At 65.9% G+C, this 20565-nt stretch carries 19 protein-coding genes; 12 read left to right on the top strand and 7 right to left on the bottom strand.

Going from position 1 to position 20565, the window contains the following annotated elements:
- Positions 1–27: 27 nt before the first annotated feature.
- The 10 genes from EV641_RS25110 to EV641_RS25155 all read left to right on the top strand — a co-directional run bounded on the left by EV641_RS25110 (position 28) and on the right by EV641_RS25155 (position 13528).
- Positions 28–948, top strand: a complete 921-nt coding sequence (locus EV641_RS25110) for an FAD binding domain-containing protein (protein ID WP_132475539.1) — start codon at positions 28–30, stop codon at positions 946–948.
- A complete protein-coding gene (locus EV641_RS25115) occupies positions 945–1619 on the top strand; it encodes a (2Fe-2S)-binding protein (RefSeq protein WP_132475542.1) in 675 nt (224 codons plus the stop codon). Before EV641_RS25110 ends, EV641_RS25115 begins: the two co-directional genes overlap by 4 nt.
- On the top strand, positions 1616–4108 hold the full coding sequence (gene cutA, locus EV641_RS25120) for an aerobic carbon-monoxide dehydrogenase large subunit (RefSeq protein WP_199233386.1): 2493 nt from the start codon (positions 1616–1618) through the stop codon (positions 4106–4108). The genes EV641_RS25115 and cutA overlap by 4 nt, the downstream gene beginning before the upstream one ends.
- Positions 4105–4761, top strand: coding sequence for a carbon monoxide dehydrogenase subunit G (locus EV641_RS25125; RefSeq protein WP_054713502.1), 657 nt, complete (start codon positions 4105–4107; stop codon positions 4759–4761). Before cutA ends, EV641_RS25125 begins: the two co-directional genes overlap by 4 nt.
- A gap of 196 nt (positions 4762–4957) precedes the next feature.
- Complete coding sequence (locus EV641_RS25130) at positions 4958–7060, top strand: hydantoinase/oxoprolinase family protein (protein WP_132475544.1); 2103 nt, start codon at positions 4958–4960, stop codon at positions 7058–7060.
- Positions 7057–9009, top strand: coding sequence for a hydantoinase B/oxoprolinase family protein (locus EV641_RS25135; protein WP_054713500.1), 1953 nt, complete (start codon positions 7057–7059; stop codon positions 9007–9009). Before EV641_RS25130 ends, EV641_RS25135 begins: the two co-directional genes overlap by 4 nt.
- A gap of 4 nt (positions 9010–9013) precedes the next feature.
- On the top strand, positions 9014–9844 hold the full coding sequence (locus EV641_RS25140; RefSeq protein ID WP_132475547.1) for an NmrA family NAD(P)-binding protein: 831 nt from the start codon (positions 9014–9016) through the stop codon (positions 9842–9844).
- Positions 9845–9921: 77 nt separating this feature from the next.
- Complete coding sequence (locus EV641_RS25145) at positions 9922–10701, top strand: enoyl-CoA hydratase (RefSeq protein ID WP_241997465.1); 780 nt, start codon at positions 9922–9924, stop codon at positions 10699–10701.
- Positions 10702–10768: 67 nt separating this feature from the next.
- Entirely contained in the window at positions 10769–12283 is a 1515-nt protein-coding gene (locus EV641_RS25150) for an acyl-CoA synthetase (RefSeq protein ID WP_132475553.1), read from the top strand.
- Between the two features lie 93 nt (positions 12284–12376).
- Positions 12377–13528 carry an acyl-CoA dehydrogenase family protein gene (locus EV641_RS25155; protein WP_132475556.1) on the top strand — a complete coding sequence of 384 codons (1152 nt, stop codon included), beginning with the start codon at positions 12377–12379 and terminating at the stop codon, positions 13526–13528.
- Positions 13529–13540: 12 nt separating this feature from the next.
- Here EV641_RS25155 and EV641_RS25160 read toward each other — a convergent pair whose 3' ends face one another.
- Complete coding sequence (locus tag EV641_RS25160) at positions 13541–14380, bottom strand: SDR family NAD(P)-dependent oxidoreductase (protein WP_132475559.1); 840 nt, start codon at positions 14378–14380, stop codon at positions 13541–13543.
- Between the two features lie 93 nt (positions 14381–14473).
- On the opposite strand from EV641_RS25160, the gene EV641_RS25165 reads away from it, so the two are divergent.
- Complete coding sequence (locus EV641_RS25165) at positions 14474–15283, top strand: SDR family NAD(P)-dependent oxidoreductase (RefSeq protein WP_054720422.1); 810 nt, start codon at positions 14474–14476, stop codon at positions 15281–15283.
- Positions 15284–15287: 4 nt separating this feature from the next.
- Here the strand turns inward: EV641_RS25165 and EV641_RS25170 are convergent, their stop codons facing one another.
- The 3 genes from EV641_RS25170 to EV641_RS25180 form a co-directional block, all read right to left on the bottom strand.
- Complete coding sequence (locus EV641_RS25170) at positions 15288–15614, bottom strand: hypothetical protein (protein WP_132475562.1); 327 nt, start codon at positions 15612–15614, stop codon at positions 15288–15290.
- 80 nt (positions 15615–15694) lie between these two features.
- Positions 15695–16156, bottom strand: a complete 462-nt coding sequence (locus EV641_RS25175) for a MarR family winged helix-turn-helix transcriptional regulator (RefSeq protein ID WP_054720420.1) — start codon at positions 16154–16156, stop codon at positions 15695–15697.
- 58 nt (positions 16157–16214) lie between these two features.
- Positions 16215–17081 carry a DNA-3-methyladenine glycosylase 2 family protein gene (locus EV641_RS25180; RefSeq protein WP_241997466.1) on the bottom strand — a complete coding sequence of 289 codons (867 nt, stop codon included), beginning with the start codon at positions 17079–17081 and terminating at the stop codon, positions 16215–16217.
- 131 nt (positions 17082–17212) lie between these two features.
- Here EV641_RS25180 and EV641_RS25185 point away from each other — a divergent pair, with 131 nt between their 5' ends.
- Entirely contained in the window at positions 17213–17737 is a 525-nt protein-coding gene (locus tag EV641_RS25185; RefSeq protein WP_132475568.1) for a ribonuclease H, read from the top strand.
- 18 nt (positions 17738–17755) lie between these two features.
- Here EV641_RS25185 and EV641_RS25190 read toward each other — a convergent pair whose 3' ends face one another.
- Genes EV641_RS25190 through EV641_RS25200 form a run of 3 tightly spaced genes read right to left on the bottom strand, consistent with a single transcriptional unit; the run spans position 17756 to position 20563 of the window.
- On the bottom strand, positions 17756–18511 hold the full coding sequence (locus EV641_RS25190) for an ATP-binding cassette domain-containing protein (protein ID WP_132475571.1): 756 nt from the start codon (positions 18509–18511) through the stop codon (positions 17756–17758).
- Positions 18508–19590, bottom strand: a complete 1083-nt coding sequence (locus EV641_RS25195) for an iron chelate uptake ABC transporter family permease subunit (protein ID WP_132475574.1) — start codon at positions 19588–19590, stop codon at positions 18508–18510. The genes EV641_RS25190 and EV641_RS25195 overlap by 4 nt, the downstream gene beginning before the upstream one ends.
- The gene (locus tag EV641_RS25200; RefSeq protein ID WP_132475577.1) at positions 19583–20563 is read right to left on the bottom strand and encodes an iron chelate uptake ABC transporter family permease subunit; all 981 of its coding nucleotides are present in this window, start codon (positions 20561–20563) and stop codon (positions 19583–19585) included. The genes EV641_RS25195 and EV641_RS25200 overlap by 8 nt, the downstream gene beginning before the upstream one ends.
- Positions 20564–20565 lie beyond the last annotated feature (2 nt).

The following is a 20565-nucleotide window of genomic DNA, read 5'->3' on the forward strand; positions in this document are numbered from 1 at the left end:
TTGCACGATGCGGGCAGGATCTACTGAATGAAACCGTCGCCACTCACCTATCACCGGCCCCGGTCGATCGACGAGGCCTGCGAGATGCTTGCGCGGGTCACCCCTGAGGGCAAGGTGCTCTCCGGTGGTCAGTCGCTGGTACCGCTGCTGTCGATGCGGCTCGCCGCGCCGGCACACGTCGTGGACATCGGATCGATACCGCGGTTCGACGCAGTGACGGCGTCGCCGGAGCTGGGGGTCACCTTCGATGCCCTGGTCACGCACAGCGCACTGGAAGCAGACGCATCGGCGGCGACGGTGCAGCCGCTCCTGGGCCGGGCGCTGAGCCTGGTGGCGCACCCGACCATTCGCAACCGCGGCACCACGGTGGGGTCGATCGTCCACGCCGACCCCTCCGCGGAGATGCCCGCCGTGCTGGCATTGCTCGGTGGCACACTCACGGCGCGATCGGTGCGTGGGGTACGGGAGATCAGGGCCGACGAGTTGTTCGCCGGTCCGCTCGAATCCACCCTCGGGCCCGACGAGATCGCGACGAGTGTCACGGTGCCACCGGCCCGGCCTGGTGTCGGCACCGCAATCGACGAAATCGCCCGCCGTCACGGCGATTACGCACTCGTGGGTGTGGTAGCACAGGTGGAGGTCGAGGACGGCTTCGTCGTGGGCGCTCGGGTGACCTACGTGTCCGCCGGTGAGCTCGGGCAGGTCGTCGATTACAGCGACACCCTGCGCGGAGCATCGGCAACCGACGACCGCGACCCCCTGTGGCAGCAACTCGCGGAGATTGCCCGCGAGAACGTCGAGACCGACGCCGATATCCACGCCACCGCCCGCTACCGGTCGCAATTGGTCGCGGCACTGACAGGGCGAGTCGGGTTCGCCGCCGCACGGGACGCCGCCCACGACGGGACGCGGAAGCCGATGCCGATGCCGACAGGAGGAAGATCATGACGAGCACGATGCCGCGAGGCGGAAGGGGGCGCGCACCGGCTCGCACCCTCGACGAGCAGGTGAACGACCTGGAGGCCCAGACCGGCGAGCAGCACGTGGCGGTGACCTTCACGTTGAATGCGGTCACGCAGACGGTCGTGCTGCCGTCCCGAACGCTCGCCTCGGACGCGATCCGGCACCATCTGCGCCAGACCGGCACCCATGTCGGATGCGAGCACGGTGTGTGCGGTGCATGCACAGTGCTGCTCGACGGCAAACCTGTCCGATCCTGCCTGGTCCTCGCCGCGAGTCTCGAAGGACGTTCGGTGACGACGGTCGAGGGTCTCGTCGAACCCGACGGCACACTGCACCCCGTGCAGCAGGCCTTCGTGGACTGTCACGGTCTGCAATGCGGTTTCTGCACACCGGGTTTCGTCACGACGATCGCCGCCTATCTGGAGGAGAATCCCTCGCCCACCCGTGAAGAAGCGACCGAGGCGATTGCGGGCAACCTCTGCCGGTGCACGGGGTACCAGAACATCCGCGCCGCAGTCCTCCGTGCCGCCGAGATCACCCGGGAACGCGCAGGGGGATCACCGCTCGGACCCGACGACGAAGCGGCGCGCGCCTCGCTCGACGGCAAAGTCCGCGGCACCACCCGCCCGGTGGATGGAAAGGCGGGACCCGCATGAGCGCCACCACTTCCCATGTTGCGAGCACCGCAGCGGACCTCCTGGCCGGCAAGGACGGCAAGTCGTTCGGAAAGCCCATCCCACGTAGTGAGGACCGCCGTCTTCTGAGTGGCCAGGGCCGCTACCTCGACGACCTGGGGCAGGGCGCGCTCATCGCGGCGTTCGTCCGGTCACCGCACGCCCACGCCCGCATCACCGGCATCGATATCGACGCCGCCCTCGACGTGGCCGGTGTCCACGCGATCTACACGTACGACGATCTCGTGGACGACACCCCGGAGATGGCGGAAAATCTGCCACTGCTGATTCCGCATCCTGCCATCACCGCTCCCCGCAACGGGTATCCGCTCGCGAAAGACGAAGTGAACCACGTCGGTGAAGCCATCGCGATGGTCGTCGCCGACAACCGGTACATCGCGGAGGACGCATGCGCCCTCATCGACGTCACCTACGAGACGCTGCCCGAGGTGGTGGGCATCGACGTGTCCCGCCGGGCCGAGTACAGCGTCCACCCCGATGTGCCCGACAACGTCGCCGCACACCTGCAGCACGGTTTCGGGGACGTCGACGCCGAACTCGCGGCTGCGCCACACCGCCTCACGCTGAATCTGGAGATCGAGCGGTCGGCGTCGATGCCGATGGAGGGCAAGGGCGTCTACGCGCGCTGGGACGACGACGAGAAGGCCCTCACGTTCTGGACCTCCACGCAGACCTCCACCTCCGCGCGTGCCGCGATCGCCGCGAGGCTCGGTTTGGCGCACAACAAGGTGCACTGCATAGCCCCCGACGTCGGCGGCGGCTTCGGTGTGAAGATCGTGCACCCGTGGCCCGAAGAAGTGATGGTGACGTGGGCAGCTCGCAGGCTCGGGCAGGCCGGCATCTCCGACGAGGTCAAATGGGTCGAAGACCGGCGTGAACACTTCATCTCGAGCGCGCACGAACGCGGGCAGGTTCACGAGGTGACCATCGGGTTCGACGACGAGGGCCGGCTTCTGGCCTTCGACTTCTCCCTCTGGCACGACAACGGCGCCTACCTGCCGTACGGCATCATTGTCATCCTCAACACCTCCACTCAGGTTCTCGGCCCGTACAAGCCGAAATCGTTCCGGGTGGACGCCTATTCGCTGTACACCAACACTGTCATCGTCACGCCCTACCGTGGCGCGGGCCGGCCGCAGGGGGTGTTCGCGATGGAACGGTCGATGGACGCGATCGCGAAGTACCTCGGCAAGGACGTCATCGCGGTAAGGGAGGCGAACCTCATCCGGCCCGAGGAGATGCCGTACGACTTCCATCTCACCTTCCAGGACGGCCGCCCGCTCATCTACGACACCGGCGACTACCAGGCCGGCATCGACAAGCTCAAGAAACTCATCGACTGGGACGGCTTCGCCGAGTACAAGAAACAGGCGAAGGCCGACGGACGTACCGTCGGCATCGGTATCGGCGCGTACGTCGAAGGCACCGGACCCGGCCCGTACGAAGGTGCGCACGTGCTCGTCGAGACCTCCGGAAAGATCAAGGCGGCAACCGGCCTGACGACCCAGGGCCAGGGGCATCAGACGTCGTTCGCGCAGATCGTCGCCGACGATCTCGGGGTCCCGGTGTCCGATGTCGAGATCGTCACCGGCGACACCCGCCGGTTCGGCTACGCCGTGGGCACCTTCGCCTCGCGCGGCGCGGTCATGTCCGGATCGGCCTTCCACGTCGCGGCACAGATGGTGGCGGAGAAGGCGAAGAAGATCGCCGCCGAACACCTGCACGTCGACCCGGCAACCTTGGAACTGCGCGGCGGACACGTCTGTGTCGCCGGCACCGAACCCGGCGCGGAGGGGACGTCGATTCCGCTCGGAGTGGTCGCCGTGCTCTCCAACCCGCTGCGGTACGCGTTCGACGATGCATCCCGTCAAGCAACCGGGTTCGCCAAGGCCGACACCGACATGACGGTGCCACCCGTCCCCGAAGGGGAGCAGCCGGGACTCGAGGCCACCGGCTACTACTCGCCGCCCACATCGACGTTCGCGTCCGGTGTCCATGCGGCAATCGTCGAAACCGACCCCGTCACTGCGGAGATCCACGTGCGGAAGTACGCGGTGGTGCACGATTGCGGCAACGTGATCAACCCGCGGATCGTCGAAGGTCAGGTGATGGGCGCGGTGGCCCAGGGCATCGGGGGTGCGCTGTACGAGCGGATCGTCTACGACGAGCACGGTCAGATGCTCAACGCGTCGTACATGGACTTCCTGATGCCGTTCGTCACCGAGATGCCCGACTCCCTCGAGATGGATCACACGGTGACCCCGTCCGCACTCAACCCCCTCGGCATGAAGGGCGCCGGCGAGGCGGGCGTGATACCGACGTCGGCCGTCATCGCCGCCGCGATCGAGGACGCGGAGGGCATCCCGATCACGTCCATGCCGATTTCCCCCTCGGAGTTGTTCGAGCTGCGTCTGACCCACGCGGCGACCCGGAGCAAGGAGAACCAATGAGAATCGCCGGTACTGCACAACTGCTGGCACCGCCGGAAGTCGTGTACGACAGCCTGCAGGACGGTCGTGTCCTCGCGGCCACCATCCCGGGTGTGCAGTCGCTCGAACAGATCAGCGACAACCACTACAAGCTGTCGATCACCGCGGGCGTCGCGTCGATCAAGGGCACCTACGACGGCGAAGTACTTCTGTCCCAGCAGAATCGGCCGGACTCGTTCGTGATGACCGCATCGGGCTCGGGCGCGCCGGGAACGGTCAAGGCCGACGTGACGGTCCGGCTCGAAGAACGTGACGGTGGCACGGTCCTGAGTTATGACGCCGACGCGGTCGTGGGCGGCATGGTCGGTGGCGTGGGCCAGCGGATGATCACCGGTGTCGCGAAGAAGATGGCCGGTGTGTTCTTCAACGGTATCGACGGGGTGATCGCGAACGGAATCCCGGAAGCCGTAACCCAAGAGACAGCTCCTGCGGAGACGATTCCGGCCGCGGTTCCCGACGTGGCCGGGGCGTCGACGAGGCAGCCCCCAGCGGTTGCCGTGCCTGCGTGCACCGGCGGCGGTACGTCGGTCGTCACAGTGCTCACGTCCGTGGGGGTCGGTGCCGGCATCGCTCTCGCCGGTGTCGTCGTGGGCGCGATTCTCGCGCGCAGATAGCGGCCGGCGGGCACGAATACGACGACACCCTGGGTCTGTGGACCTGGGGTGTCGTCGCATCTGCGGCGGGAGGTGCACGACCCCCCAACCTGCGGCGGTGAGTTCGGCGATATGTGACAAAGAATCGGCGTCGCGCAGCGGGTGGAATATCACCAAGCGTCAGGTAGGAACCGGCGAAACGAACCCAGGAGGAAGTGTGGGATCCAGGAAGATTCGGGTCGGTATCGACACCGGCGGAACATTCACCGACATCGTGGCCGTGGACGACGAGTCCGGTGCGATCGTCACGACGAAGACCCCGTCCACCCCGTCGGACCCGGCGGTGGGCTTCCTCGCCGGCGTCGAGAAGGTGCTCGCGAAGCTCGGCGAGACCGGCGATGCGATCGGGGCCGTCAGTCACGGCACCACTGTTGCGACCAACAAACTGCTCGAAGGCAAGGTCGGACACCTCGGATTCATCACCACCGAGGGCTACGAGCACGTCCTCGAGATCGCGCGTCAGTCCGTTCCGGACGGCTACGGCAACTCCTACTTCTGGGTCAAGCCCGACCGCATCGTCCCGGCCGACCGGGTCTGCACGGTGGGTGGACGACTCAACTTCGAGGGCAAAGAGATTCGCCCGCTGAACGAGGACGACGTCCGTGCGGCAGCGAAGTTCTTCCGGGAGAGCGAGGTGCGCACCATCGGTGTGTGCCTGATGCACTCCTACGCGAACCAGGACCACGAGCGCCGTGTCCGCGACATCCTGCTCGCCGAATACCCCGACGCGACCGTGAGTATCTCCAGTGAGGTGCTGCGCGAGTACCGCGAGTACGAGCGATCCATCACGACACTCGTCGACGCCTCGGTCAAACCCAACATCCGCAGCTACGTGAGCAACATTGCGAACCGTCTGCGAGAGTTCTCCTCGCTCGAGGGCGAATCGCGCGACATCCCGTTCTACGTGATGAAGTCGAACGGCGGCGTGCTGTCGGCGAAAGAGGTTGTCAACCAGCCGATCACGACGGTCCTGTCCGGGCCTGCGGCAGGTGCGCTCGGTGCCGCTCTGATCGCGGGTGTCGCAGGGGTCGACCAGGTGCTCACGTGTGACGGCGGCGGTACTTCGACCGACGTCACCGTGGTAGTCGGCGGCGAACCGGCGCTCACCACCGAGGGCCGAGTGGGCATGTACCCGTCGAAGATCCCGATGATCGATGTGGTCACCGTCGGAGCCGGCGGCGGCTCGATCGCGTGGATGACTCCGGAGGGCACCCTCCGTGTCGGCCCGCAATCGGCCGGCGCCGACCCCGGTCCACTGTGCTACGGCAAGGGCGGCAACGAGCCGACCATCACCGACGCCCACGTGTTGCTCGGCCGCATCCCGCCGCACCTGCTCGGTGGTGAGATCCCCCTCGACACCGAACTCGCCCGTAAGGGTGTCGAAGAACTCGCCCGCCGACTGGGTCTCGAGTTCGAAGCGTGCGGCACGGGCATCCTCGAAGTCTCGGCGTGGAACCAGGCGAATGCGTTGCGGCAGGTCACCGTCAAACGAGGTCTCGACGTCCGCGACTTCACACTCGTCACCTTCGGGGGCTCCGGTTCGCTGCTCGCGTGCCGCCTCATCGACATCCTCGGTCTCAAGGATGTGCTCGTGCCGTCGAACCCCGGCAACGTCTCGGCGTTCGGCCTGCTCACCGTCGACGTCCGCAACGATTACGTGCAGACACACGTGAGCCGGCACGACCGGCTGCAGGTAGCGGAGCTGCAGTCCGGGCTGGACGCGCTGGCCGTGGAGGCCGAGCACGCGCTCGCCGACGAAGGGTTCGCTCCCGACGAGCGGCGTTACGCGCGGTCCGCCGATCTGCGGTATCTCGGACAGGCCTTCGAAGTACGGGTTCCGCTCGGCGACGGGCCGGTCACCCAGGAACTGATGGACGAGGCCGCCGCGCGATTCCACGAGGCCCACCGCGAACTCTACGGCTACGACTTCTGCGGCGACCCGCATCAGCATGTGGAATGGGTCAACCTCCGCGTGAGCGGTATCGGACCGATCAAGCGTCCGGAACTGAAGGAGATCGCCGCGGGCCGCGGCGCCGACGTCGCTGTGACCGGCACCCGCGAGGCGTACTTCGACGAGTGGGTCACCACCCGCGTGTACGATCGCGCCCTGCTCGGTGCCGGCGACGAGTTGGACGGTCCCGCCGTGATCGAGGAGTTCAGCTCCACCATTCCCGTCCATCCCGGATTCCGCGCGCACATCGATGCGTTCGGAAACATCCGCATCACCAAGACGTCCGACACGAACGGAGCGAACCGATGACCGCGATCCTCGATTCCGCCGCAGCGCAGGCGGCGAAACCCTATCGGCTGACCGACGCCGACGGTGCCTCACCCGATCCGGTACTCGTGGAGATCGTCGCCGGCTACCTCGCAAGTGTCGAGATGGAAGTGGAGACCTCCATCTCGCGGACCTCGCGATCGCCGATGATCCGAGACGCTCACGACTTCCGTGCGGGAATCCACGACCGGAATCTCCGGAAGCTCACGGGCCGTTCGTATTCGGCTCTCGTGCACCCGGTGGCGCGGGACTTCCCGCTCGACACCATGAAACCCGGCGACGTGTTCTTCCACAACGACGTCTACCTGTCCGAAGGCGGCATCGGGCACCTGCCCGACCTGTGTGTCACCGTGCCGGTGTTCGCGACCCGCCCCGGTGAAACCGAGCCGAAGGTAGTGGCATTCGTGCAGGCGTTCGGTCACCACGATGATATCGGTGGTTGCTGCCCGGGATCGATGCCGTCGGGTGCCACCACGGTCTTCGAGGAGGGCCTGATGGTTCCGCCGATCAAGTTGTGGGACCAGGGTGTTCCCAACGAGGCGGCGCTGCGTATCATGACCCGCAATTCACGGACACCCGACGCGCTGGCCGCAGACCTCGACGCCGAATGCTCGGCGTGCCTCATGGGTGCGCGGCGCCTCACGGAACTGTTCGAGCGGTATGGCGTGGAGACCGTCGAGTCCTGCTTCGACGCGATGATGGATGCCACGACGGAGACCTACCGACGCGAGATCCTCAGCAAGATCCCGAAGGGTGAGTACACCTGGGAGGACTACGCCGAACACGACGGCGTGGACGAACCCATGCTGCACGTCCAGCGGATCACCCTGACGAAGACGGGCCCCGAAGACGAGGGTGGGGAACGCCTGATCCTCGACTTCACCGGCACCGGGCCCCAGGCGAAGGGGCCGATCAACCACTGCGGTGACTACGCCGACGGCAACTTCCTCATCAAGTGGCTCGCTCCGATCCTCCGCAACCTGGCCGACACTCCGGAACGCATGGCCGAACTCGACGTCAACGAGGGTGTCGTGCCGTTGATCGAGATGAAGTTCCCCGAGAAGGGCACGCTCATCACGCCGATCTTCCCGGCGCCCACCAACGCCCGCACGTTCGTGATCCTGCGCCTGCTCGGTGTGCTGGCCGGTGTGGTCGCGAAGGCCGTCGACGGCAACATGCCCGCCGACCAGGAGACGATCCGCTACACCGGTGTGTACGGCGAGGACTTCGAAGGCCACTCGTACCTCATGCGTGAGGTGCTGGGCGGCGGCTCCGGCGGACGTAACTATGCGGACGGCGAGGACACCATCCATGTGGTGCCCGACTCCCGCAATCTGCCGACGGAGTTCACCGAGAGCCGATTCCCGTTCATCGTCGAAAAGCTCGGTTTGGCTATCGATTCCGGCGGAGCCGGACGGTATCGCGGTGGTCTGGGATACGAGAAGCACATCCGGATGCTCAAGGACGCGCACTTCATGTCCATCGCCGACCGTTCCATCCTCGCGTGCTGGGGCGTCAAGGGCGGTAAGGCCGGGCGTTCGTTCTCCGTCGTGCTGAATCCGGGCACGTCCGAGGAGCGCGAATTCGAGGCACTCACCGACGCCGAACCCATCAAGGCCGGCGAAGTGGTGCGAATCCGCACGACCGGTGGTGGCGGCTGGGGTGACCCGCTGGATCGGCCGGTTGACGAGGTCGTTCGGGATATCCTGTGGCGCAAGGTGTCCGTCGAGGGTGCACGCGACGATTACGGTGTCGTCCTGAAAGACGGCTCCGTGGACAGCCCGGCTGCGGACACCGAGGCAACCGAAGCGTTGCGTGCCCGGATGCGATCGGGTCGCGCCGCGGAAGAGCCGTTCTTCGATCGTGGCCCCGGATACGAAAGGCTCTCCGGAGGAGCGAAGTTCGCCGAGTACGACTTCGTTGGGAACTGAGAGCGTGGCTTCGGCACCTGCCTCCGGCGTCGATCTCGCAGTGATCGGCGCCGCAGGGAAGACGGGAACCGCACTCGTGTCGGCTCTCGAGGGGCGGTCGTCCGTCCGCCGGGTGGTGCATACCGCCCGGCGGACGGGCGATCGGGCCGTCGATCTCGAGACCGGCGCCGGTCTGATCGACGCACTGTCGGGATGTCGGGGCGTCTACTTCATCGCACCCAACGTGCACCCCGACGAGCCGGCATTGCTGCGGCGGGTTCTGGTCGCTGCCGTGGAGGCGGGTGTCGACCACGTCGTCTACCACTCCGTTGCGTGGCCGTATACACCCGAGATGCCCCACCATCTCGACAAGGCGCGTTGCGAGGACATGCTGCACACGTTCGGCGGTGTGCAGTGGACGGTGTTGCAACCCTGTGTGTACGCGGAGAACTTCGGTGATGTACTCGACGGGTCGGTGGACACCCTCGAGGTGCCGTACGACCTCGACGCGCCGTTCTCGTTCGTTGCGCTCGCCGATGTCGCCGAAGCGGCGGCGCGCGTCCTGGTCGAGGGCGCTGCCGTCCATCACGGCGCCACCTACGAACTCGGCGGACCCGAAGCGATAGGTGTCCGGCAGCTGTGTGAGCAGGCCGTCCGCCCGGTGAATCCGACCCGCATCTCGGTCGCCGAATGGGAGGAACGGCACGCGCAGTCGCTGAGCGGTGACGCCCGCGCGCGTCTCGCAGCGATGTTCGATTTCTACGACCGCCACGGGTTCGCTGCCGGGAGTGCGCAGTTACGCGGGCTCCTGGGGCGTGCGCCCCTCGGCGTTGCCGAGCTGGTCCGTGCGATGTGAGGTCCTTCTCCGCTCGCGTCGTGTAGGAAAGTGCTGTGACGGATCACCACGCGAACGGCCGCTCTGCCGATGAGACCCTGCCCGCGTCCGTGCTGATCGCGGTCGACGAACCGACCGCTATCGGTGTGCTCACCCTCAACCGTCCGGAGCAGCGGAATCCGCTGTCGGTGGCAGTCATGCGCGAGGTCACGCTCGGGCTGAAGACGTTGTCGGCCGAACCCGCAGTTCGGGTGATCGTGATCCGCGCCGAGGGGCCGGTGTTCTCCGCCGGACACAATCTGCGGGAGATGATCGGTCGCACCCTCGAGGAAGAGCGGGCCGTCTTCGATACGTGCACCGAGATGATGCAGACGGTGCAGTCGGTCCCGCAACCGGTGATCGCCTCGGTACAGGGCACGGCGGTCGCGGCCGGATGCCAGTTGGTCGCGTCCTGCGATCTCGCGGTGGCGTCGTCGACCGCGGTGTTCGGTACTCCGGGTGTCAAGATCGGTCTGTTCTGCTCGACACCGATGGTTGCGGTGAGCCGCGCGATCGGACGCAAGCGCGCACTGCAGATGCTGCTCACCGGCGATACGATCGACGCACACACCGCCGCGGACTGGGGTCTGGTGAACTTCGTCGTCGACCCGGAAGGGCTGGAGACCGCGACGACGGAGCTGGCCTCGAAGATCGTCGGCGCCTCTCCCGCGACGTTGAAGATCGGCAAGGAAGCGTTCTACCGACAGATCGACCTTCCTCAGGATCAGGCGTACGAGGCGATGGGCGAGACGATGGCCCAGAACGCGATGATCTGCGATGCACAGGAAGGCATGACGGCCTTCGTGGAGAAGCGGGCGCCGGTGTGGCAGGACCGTTGAGGGACTTCCGCCCCCGATCGACAGTTGGGTCTGGACCGATTGTTGGACGTCCTATAACCTCGTCGATATGAGCCCCGATCCCCGCTCGAGCACCGTCGATGCCATCGTCCGACGCTCTGCCGGACGCTTCCCTGATCGTGTCGCGCTGCGGTTCGAGGACCGCACGGTCACTTACCGTGAACTCGACGATGCGGTGTCGCGTGCTGCTGCACACCTCCTGTCGCTCGGGCTCGGCTCGGGAGATCGCGTCGCCGCATACGGCACCAACTCCGACGCCTACGTCATCGGCTACCTCGCCGCCGCCCGCGCGGGCTTGGTACACGTACCCATCAACTACGCGTTGCGCGGCGAGGAACTGAGCTACCTGCTCGGGCAGTCGGGTGCGCGGGCGGTACTCGTCGACCCTGCCCTGCAGGAGAACGTCGATCAGGTGTTCCCGGACGTACCCGCCCAGATCTCCCTGCCTCTGCGCGACACGGACGACTCGCTGCTCGCACTCGCCTCCGCCGGGGATGTCCCCGTCGCCCCGGCGGACGTGGCCGACACCGATCTCGTGCAGCTGCTCTACACATCCGGCACCACGTCGAAGCCCAAGGGCGCCATGATGACCCATCGTGCGCTTGTGTTCGAGTACACGTCGTCGATCGTCGCGCTCGACCTCGCACCCGACGACAACCCGCTCATCTGCATGCCGCTGTACCACTCGGCGGCCATGCATGTGTTCATGCTCCCGTACCTGGCGATCGGGGCGACGATCCGCCTGCTGCCTGCACCCGACATCCCGGCGATCCTGCGCATGGTCGAGGAGGAGTCGGTCGGGTCGCTCTTCCTCGCACCGACGGTGTGGGTGCCGCTCGCCAACCACCCGGATCTGGATACCCGCGACCTGTCGTCGCTGCGCAAGGCCCAGTACGGTGCGTCGATCATGCCGGTCACGGTGCTGAACCGGCTACGCGAACGTTATCCGGACCTGGCCTTCTACAACTGCTTCGGGCAGTCGGAGATCGGTCCGCTCGCGTGCGTACTGCGACCTGAGGATCACGAGGCGCGGCCGTCGTCGTGCGGCAAGGCGATCCTGTTCGTCGAAACCCGGGTCGTCGACACCGACGGCAACGATGTGCCCGACGGTGAACCCGGCGAGGTGCTGTACCGGTCGCCGCAGCTGTGTCTCGGCTACTGGGAGAATCCGGAGGCCACCGAGGAAGCGTTCCGCGACGGCTGGTTCCGCTCGGGCGACCTCGTCACGCGCGACACCGAGGGCTACATCACGGTTGTCGACCGCATCAAGGACGTCGTCAACACCGGGGGCATCCTGGTGGCGTCCCGCGAGGTGGAGGACGCACTCTATCTGCACAGCGCGGTCGCCGAGGTCGCAGTGATCGGCACCCCGGACGAGAAATGGATCGAGGCCGTCACCGCGGTCGTCGTGCTCAAGGACGGGCAGTCCGCCACCGAGCGTGAGCTCATCGACCACGTCAAGCAGAACCTCGCTCCCTTCAAGGTGCCCAAGGCGGTGCGATTCGTCGACACCCTGCCGCGGAACCAGAGCGGCAAGCTACTCAAGCGTGAGCTGCGTTCGTAATAGTCCACCGCCCTTGCCTGATTGGCCGAATGCCACCTTCGGTCACTTCAACTGACCGAAGGTGACATTCGGCCACAAAGATCGGAACAGTCCATGGTGAACAAGCATGTGCCCGCGTGGTACGACGACGAAGTGAGCGCCGTCCACGAACTCGCGAGCGACTTCTTCGCACGCGAGGTCATGGGACACGCCGAGAAGTGGGACGCACAGCGTCGTATCGATCGCGAGGTGTGGTCGAAGGCCGGCGAGCTCGGCCTGCTGCTGTGCTCGGTCCCCGAGGAATATGGCGGCGGGGGAGGGACATTCGCGCACGACCTCGCGGTGTTCGAAGCGCAGGGCTACTCCGGCGACCTCGCATTCGGCGTTTCGGTGCACAGTGGCATCGTCGCGCACTACATCCTCGAGTACGGCACCGAAGAACAGAAGAGGGCGTGGCTGCCGGGGATGGCCACCGGCGAGATCCTCGGCGCGATCGGCATGACAGAGCCGACCGCCGGATCCGACCTCAAGGCGATCAAGACCAGCGCGATCCGCGACGGCGACCATTACGTGGTCAACGGCAGCAAGACGTTCATCACGAACGGTTCGTCGGCCGACGTGATCGTCCTCGCCGTCAAGACGGATCCGAAGGCCGGTGCCAAGGGCGTGTCGTTGCTGATCGTCGATCTACGCGACGCCCCCGGATTTTCGGTGGGCCGGGTGCTCGACAAGGTCGGCCAGCATGCGGCCGACACCTCCGAGTTGTCGTTCGTCGACGTCCGCGTGCCGGTATCGAACCTGCTCGGGGAATCCGAAGGTCTCGGATTCGGTCAGCTCATGGCGCAGCTCGTGCAGGAGCGACTCATCATCGGCGCGCAGGCCGCGGGCGCGATGGAACGCGCGGTCGAGGAGACCGTCCGCTACACCAAGTCGCGGGAGGCTTTCGGGCACAGCCTGTTCGAGTTTCAGAACACCGCATTCGAACTCGCCGAGTGTCAGACCATCGCGCGTACCAGCCGCGTGTTCCTCGACTACTGCATCGAGAAGCACCTGCGAGGAGAGCTGGACGCGTCCGACGCCGCAATGGTCAAGTACTGGCTGACCGACAAGCAGTGCGAAGTGATCGACCGATGCGTGCAGTTGCACGGCGGCTACGGGTACATGCGCGAGTACCTGATCGCGCGGATGTACGAGGACGCACGGGTTCAGCGGATCTACGCCGGCGCGAACGAAGTGATGAAATCCCTTATCGCACGGTCATTGTAGGGATTCGGGGAGTTACCCGTCCACGAACACATTCGGCTGGTCGTCGTGGACACCGGTGAACATTTCGATCGGGGTCAGGGGTCGCGAGGCAGCCGTGGGCATGATCCCCTCGCGGTGAGCGAGGTGGGTCATGCTCTCGAGTTGCCCGGAGTAGTCGGTGGGCTGATCGAGCATCCAGAGGATGCCCTCTGCTGCTTCGGAGCTCGGTGCGAAGCCGCTGTGGTCGACGTCCGGAAGGTTGGCCAGCGTGCCTTCCGATGCGACCGGGGAGTCGATGCGGAAGCAGTTTGCCGCGATGTTATCTGCCGCGAGCTGGCGGGCGAGATCGACTGTCATCCGCTCGAGACCTACCTTGGCGATCCCGTAGGACATCAGTCCCGGTACCGGTTTGAGGGCTGCCAGTGAGGACACGTTGAGAATGCGGCCCTCTCCGGCTGCACGCAGGTGCGGGACGGCGTGGCGGATTGCGATCAGTGGGGCGTCGAGGTCGATCGCCATCACGAGGTCGTGCCGACGCAACGGGATGTCGATGTCGCCGACGAACGTGACGCCTGCATTGTTGACGAGGACATCGAGCCGCCCGAGTTCGGCAACGGTCTGCTCGACCATGGCACCGACCTGCTCGCGGTCCGACAGGTCCACCGGCACGGCAATCGCTGTGCCTCCTCGCGCTCGGATCGTTTCGACGATGTCGTCGAGTGTGCCGGGGGTGCGGCGGGGGTTGTCTCGCGTGGACCGGGCGGCGCAGGCCACCGCGTAGCCGGCATCGGCCAGTGCGAGGGCTGCGGCCGCTCCGACGCCTCGGCTGGCTCCGGTAACGAGTGCAACCTGGCCAAGAACAGCATTCTCCATATTCAGAACTATACTTCTGGAGGCTGATGAATCAAGGTCGCCGGCTTCCCTGGCCGGTCGAGGCCGAAATCGATGAAGAAGGTGGAGCCCCCGATGCGCATCGAACAAGGACAAGTCGCCGTGATCACCGGCGGGGCGAGTGGGATCGGGTACGGCCTCGCGGAGGCCCTCGTGTCCCGAGGTGTCTCGGTGGTGATCTCCGATATTCGATCGGACGGTCTGGCGGAAGCGGAATCCTCCCTACAGAGCATGGGCGGTGAGGTCACGGCCGTGCTCGCGGATGTCGCTGACGAGTCCTCCGTTCGTGCGCTCGCCGAGCGGACGATGGAGGTGTACGGACGCGTCGACCTCGTCTGCAACAACGCGGGAACAGTGTGCCCGGCGGCGCCACTGTGGGAGCAGAGCGCGCAGACGTGGCAGCGGATGATCGACGTCAAGGTGCGCGGTGTGATCCACGGAATCACGGCTTTCGCACCACTGCTCCTCGAACGGGGCACGGGCCATTTCCTCAACACCGCGTCGTCGGGTGGTCTTGCTCCGCTCTCCGGGCGCACGCCCTACACCGTGACGATGCACGCGGTCGTCGGATTGACCGAAACCCTCGATATCGAGCTGAAGGAGGCCGCTCCCGGGCTGGGCGCGACGGTGCTGTGTCCGGGCCTCGTCGACACTGCGCTCGGGGCGAACTCCGCTGCGCTCGGCGCGATCTCGTTACCCACCGGCGGTGCGCAGCGATCCATGCGCAGTATCGGCGGAGGCAATGTCCTCACACCTCGCGAAGTCGCGGAGTCTGCTCTCGCGGCGATCGAGGCGGGACGCGTTCATGTGGCGCCGGGAATCGGCGTCGTGGAACGGGCACGTCGTCGAGTCGACGAGTTGCTTGCCGACATCACCGCCGACTGATCGATTACCAGGGGCGGCTCGTGGTGAGGTATTCGGCCATCTTCTGACTCTGCTGACGGTGCGCGCGGCGGGTCTCGGCGCGTTCGTCGCCGAACCTGTTGAGCTGCAGCTCCTCGTCGGACTCCGGCAGTACCGGTGGCACCTGGGCGGGTAGGCCGGCGTCGTCGATCGCGACGAACGTCAGGAAGGCGATCCGGCGATCAGCGCTGCGGAGGTCTTCCGCGTCGCTCATCGGCTTCCCGCCGAACAACGTGTTGTGATCGTTGACGTCATTGGGAAAAACCCTGTTGGTCTTGATGACTCGTGATTCTCGGCATGGTTTGGCCTGCACGCGTGGTCCTTTCGTAGGCGGTGCTCCGGGATCTCCGGTTGTCTGCACCTCTCGAGCCTACGACCACGGAGGTCGCATCGTTACCGGTCGGTGCGGGAGTGATGCCCCACAAGCTTGGTCAACATCGCAGTGAATTGCGCACGTTCGTCCGCATCCAGTGGCGCGAACGCCACGTCCTGCACCGCGGTGAGCGTGAGCTCGAGGTCGAACAGCCGGTTCCGTCCTCGGCGGGTGAGGCTGATGATGTTCCGGCGCCGGTCGCTCGGGTCGGGAGCGCGTTCGACGAAGTGCCGATCGACGAGTGCGTCGACGACGGACACCACGTCGCTGCGATCCAGACCGCATCGGCGTCCCAGATCGACCTGGCTGGACGGCCCGTACTCGTCGAGCGCGGCGAGCACTCGGTAATGGTGTCCGCGAGCATCGGAGGCGTCGAGGCGGTCGAACACGACGCGGTGGATGTGAAGCGCGGCTTGGCTCAGCAGGAAGCTGGGGAGATGCTCGAGTCGGGCCGGACCGGTCGGGGCATCGATGGCGGGCATGCGACGGAGTCTACGTTCGGCGATGCCTGGGACGAAAGTTCCATGAGGCGCGTCCCTGTCACCGTCCGCGGTGGTCGGTGATGGGCGTGCGCGGCCCGCGTTTCGGCACTCGGGAATACCCACCGGATGCGGCGATCAAGCGCACCGCCCGATAGCGATGAGGACGTAGTGGTTCGAGGTACTCGACCATGCCTTCGTCGTCGAGCGGTCCGCCGAGCAGCGACCAGCCGACGACGTTCGCCAGGTGAAAGTCGCCCACCGACAGTGCGTCGGCGTCGCCGAACGCGCGCTGCGCGACCTCGGCGGCGGTCCACACTCCGATCCCCGGCAGGGTCCTCAGTTTCCGCTGGGCTTCGTCCGGGGGGTCGTCGCACAGGCGCTCGAGACGGTCGGCGAGCTGCGCGCACCGCACGATCGTGCGCGCCCGGGCCGGGTCGACGTTCGCCTTGTGGAACTCCCACGACGGGATTCGCCGCCACACCTGGGCGCCCGGCGGAACACACATACCTGTCGGTGCGGGGCCCGGGGCGGGTTCGCCGAAACGGGTGACGAGGCGGCGCCACGATGCGAACGCCGCGACGCCGTGCACCCGTTGTTCGAGGACGGCCGGGACGAGCGACTCGAAGACGCGTCCGGTGCGTGTGATCCGCAGTGCAGGGAAGCGCCGGTGGGCCTCGACGAGCGCGGGATGTTCGGGTGCGAAGCCGGACGGGTCGTCATGAGCACCGAGTAGTGCGTGGAGCTGTTCGTGCAGTTCTGCCGAACCGGGGCCCCACAGTTGTGCGCGTGCTCCGTTCGGACCGTCCTGGGTCAGGCGGTACGTCACCGGACCTGACTCCATCCGAGACACCCGCCACACCGCAGCGCCGTCGGTGCGGTGACATGGATCCCACGCGCCACGCTGGAGAGGCAGTAGCGTCGACATGAGGTCGACGGGCCATGGCACTCTTATACGGGTGTCCGTGGTGAACGTGGACGTGGGCACCGAATCACCGTACGCCCGTGAACGAAACTCGGGTTTAGACGGTGTCGGACGGAAAGGCTATGGTTCGCGACATGATCATCGTGAGCACCGACGGATCCTGTTTGCGCAATCCCGGTGGCGCCATCGGGTGGGCGTGGGTCAATCACGAAGGCCCCAGTGCATCGGGGGGTGAGCGCTCCGGTACCAATCAGATCGCGGAATTGCGGGCGCTGCTCGAAGCGCTTCGCGCACATCCCGGTTCCGACCCGATGATCATCGAATCCGATTCCCAGTACGCCATCAAGTGTGCGTCCGAGTGGCTGCCCGGCTGGAAACGCAAGGGCTGGAAGACGGCCTCGGGTGCCCCGGTGAAGAACCTCGATCTGGTTCGCGACATCGACCGCGAGATCGCCGAGCGCAAGGGGCCAGTGCGGTTCCGCTGGGTGCGTGGGCACGTCGGCAATCACTTCAACGAGGTCGCCGACAAGCTTGCCGGTGAGGCAGCACGCGAGGCCGCCGCCCGGCCGGGCCCCATCGAGGTCCCGAAGGTCGCGCCCGCAGCGGTCGAGCCCAAGAATGCCTCGCCCACCGCGGATGCCGAAATGACTCTGTTCTGAGTCCAGCGAACGCTCTGCTCAGTAGTAGACGGCGAGGCGGCCGTTCGGCCCGTCGACGCAGGTGACGGGGGTATCGAACACTCCGGTGAGGACCTCGTCCACCAGGATCTCGTCGGGGGTCCCGAACTCCACGACCTTGCCGTCCTTCATCGCGCAGATCCGGTCGGCGTAGTGGCCGGCGAAGTTGATGTCGTGGAGCACGATGACCACGGTGCGCCCGAGTTCGACGGCCACCTTGTGGAGATGCTGCATCATCTGGACCGAGTGCTTCATGTCGAGGTTGTTGAGCGGTTCGTCCAGCAGGATGTAGTCGGTGTCCTGGCACAGCACCATCGCCACGTAGGCGCGCTGCCGCTGCCCGCCCGAGAGCTGATCCAGGTAGCGGTGCTCGAGGTCGGTGAGGCCGAAGAACTCGATGGCCTGGGTGATGGCCTCCTCGTCCTTGCTGGTGAGACGGCCCTTCGAGTGCGGGAACCGGCCGAAACCGACGAGCTGCCGCACCGTCAACCGGGTCACGAAGTGGTTCTCCTGGCGAAGCACCGAGACGATCTTCGCGAGGTCCTTCGACTTGGTGCTCGAGACGTCGTAGCCGGCGATCTCGATGGTTCCGGCGTCGGCGCCGAGCAACCGGCCCACGATCGTCAGCATCGTCGACTTGCCCGCTCCGTTCGGTCCGACGAGGGCTGTGATACCGCCTGCGGGGATGGTCAGGTCGATCTCGCCGATCGTGACCGTGCTGCTGTACTCCTTACGGAGTCCCTTGATCTCGATCATAATCTGCCCTTCCGGAGGATCACGTAGAGGAAGGCTGTACCACCGACGGCCTCGATGATGATGGACACGGCACCCTCGGCGTAGAAGATGTTCTTCAGCACGAAGTAGGCGCCACCGAGGATGACGAATCCGGTCAGGATCGCCACCGGGAACACGAAGCGGTGGTCGTGTGTGTTCGCGAATTGGTAGGCCAGGGTCGCTACGAGGAAACCGAGGAAGGTCAGGGGGCCGACGAGAGCCGTGGTGGTGGCCATGAGGACCGACACCAGGAACAGGATGAGGATGATCTCGCGGCGATGGTTCATGCCGAGATTGGTCGTCACATCCTTGCCCAGTGCGACGATGTTGAGCCTGCGAGAACGCCACCACAGCGTGCCCGCTGCGGCGACGCAGAGCGGGATCGCCAGAGGTAGGTAGGACGCGTCCGCGTTGGACACCGAGCCGAACAGCTTGGCGGTGAGAATATCGAACTCGCTGGGCGTGAGCATGCGCTGCATGAACGTCGCGACGGAGCCGAGTCCGCCACCGAGCACGATGCCGACCAGCAACATCACCTGCAGGTTCGCGTACTTACCGGACAGCAACCACCCGTAGAGCATCAGCGCGAAGCCGACCATGAGCACCAGCATCAAGGCGAACTGCGGCACACCCTGGAGCGTCGTCACCCCGACGGCGCCGAGGAAGAAGACAGCAGCGGTCTGAATCGCGACGTAGAGTGCCTCGAACCCCATGATCGACGGCGTGATGATGCGGTTGTTCGTCGCGGATTGGAACGACACCGTCGCGACTGCCTGGCACACCACGACGAGCAGGATCACGACGAGATTGGTGGCGCGCATCCGGGTGATCCGCCAGTAACCCGCAGTCCCGAACTGGACCGGATTGTCCCAGGCCACCAATCCCACGGCGATCACGACGGAGAGGAGGGCGAGGACACCCACGAGGATCCAGTAGCGACGTTGTTGTCGCACGGTGGAGAAGGCTCCGGTACCTGTGTGTCGTTTCTGCACAGCCGGGGTGGGCGGTGTCACGACGGCCGCACCACGATCTGTTGTGACAGGCGCTTGTGTGTCAGGCATTGCGACGGCTCCGGAGAAGCAGGGCGATGAAGACGACGGAGCCGACGACGCCGAGGATCAGCGACACCGGGATCTCGAACGGCATGATGATCGTCCGGCCGATCAGGTCGCAGACGGTCACGATAGCGATGCCGAGCAGACACACCCACGGGAGGTTGCTGCGTAGGTCGTCGCCGCGGAACATCGACACGATGTTGGGGACGATCAGCCCGAGGAACGGGAGGGCGCCCACCACCACGGTGACGACGCCGGTGGCGACCGCGATGAGGCCGGTGCCCAGAAGGATGATGCGGTTGTAGTTCAGGCCGACGTTGGTGGCCACGTCCTCGCCGAGTCCGGCGACCGTGAACCGGTCGGCGACGATGAACACAAGGACCGCGACGACGGCGACCACCCAGAGAACTTCGTACTGGCCCTTGATGATCGACGTGAAACTCCCCGCGAACCAGATGCCCAGGCTCTGGAGTTTGTCGGTCGCGAGGGCGATGTATGTGGTGATGGAACCCACAACAGCGCCGAGCATGATGCCGACGATGGGAACGATCAGCGACGACGACAACTGCACCCGCCGCAGGAACAGGAAGAAGACCATCGTTCCGATGAAAGCGGCGACGATGGCGCCGATCATCCGGGGCATGAGACCCGCGGTGGGGAAGACGATGAGCATGATCAACAGGCCCAGGCTCGCCCACTCGGTGGTGCCGGTGGTGGTCGGTTCGACGAAGCGGTTCTGAGTGAGCAGCTGCATGACGAGGCCGGACATCGCCATCGCCGCACCGGCCAGTACCAGCGCTATCGTGCGGGGAATCCGGGTGATGCTGAACATCTCCCAGCCGAAGTCGCCGCCGAAGATGTCGAACACACCGGTGAACAGCGACGCGATCAGCAGGACGCCGACCCCGAGGAAGCCCAGGAGGAGTTTCCAGTCGAAGAGCGTGTCCCGAGTCCGGGCGAGTGGAGCTTGCGTGGTCATGT

This window comes from Rhodococcus sp. SMB37, from assembly GCF_004345605.1.
Lineage (GTDB): Bacteria > Actinomycetota > Actinomycetes > Mycobacteriales > Mycobacteriaceae > Rhodococcus.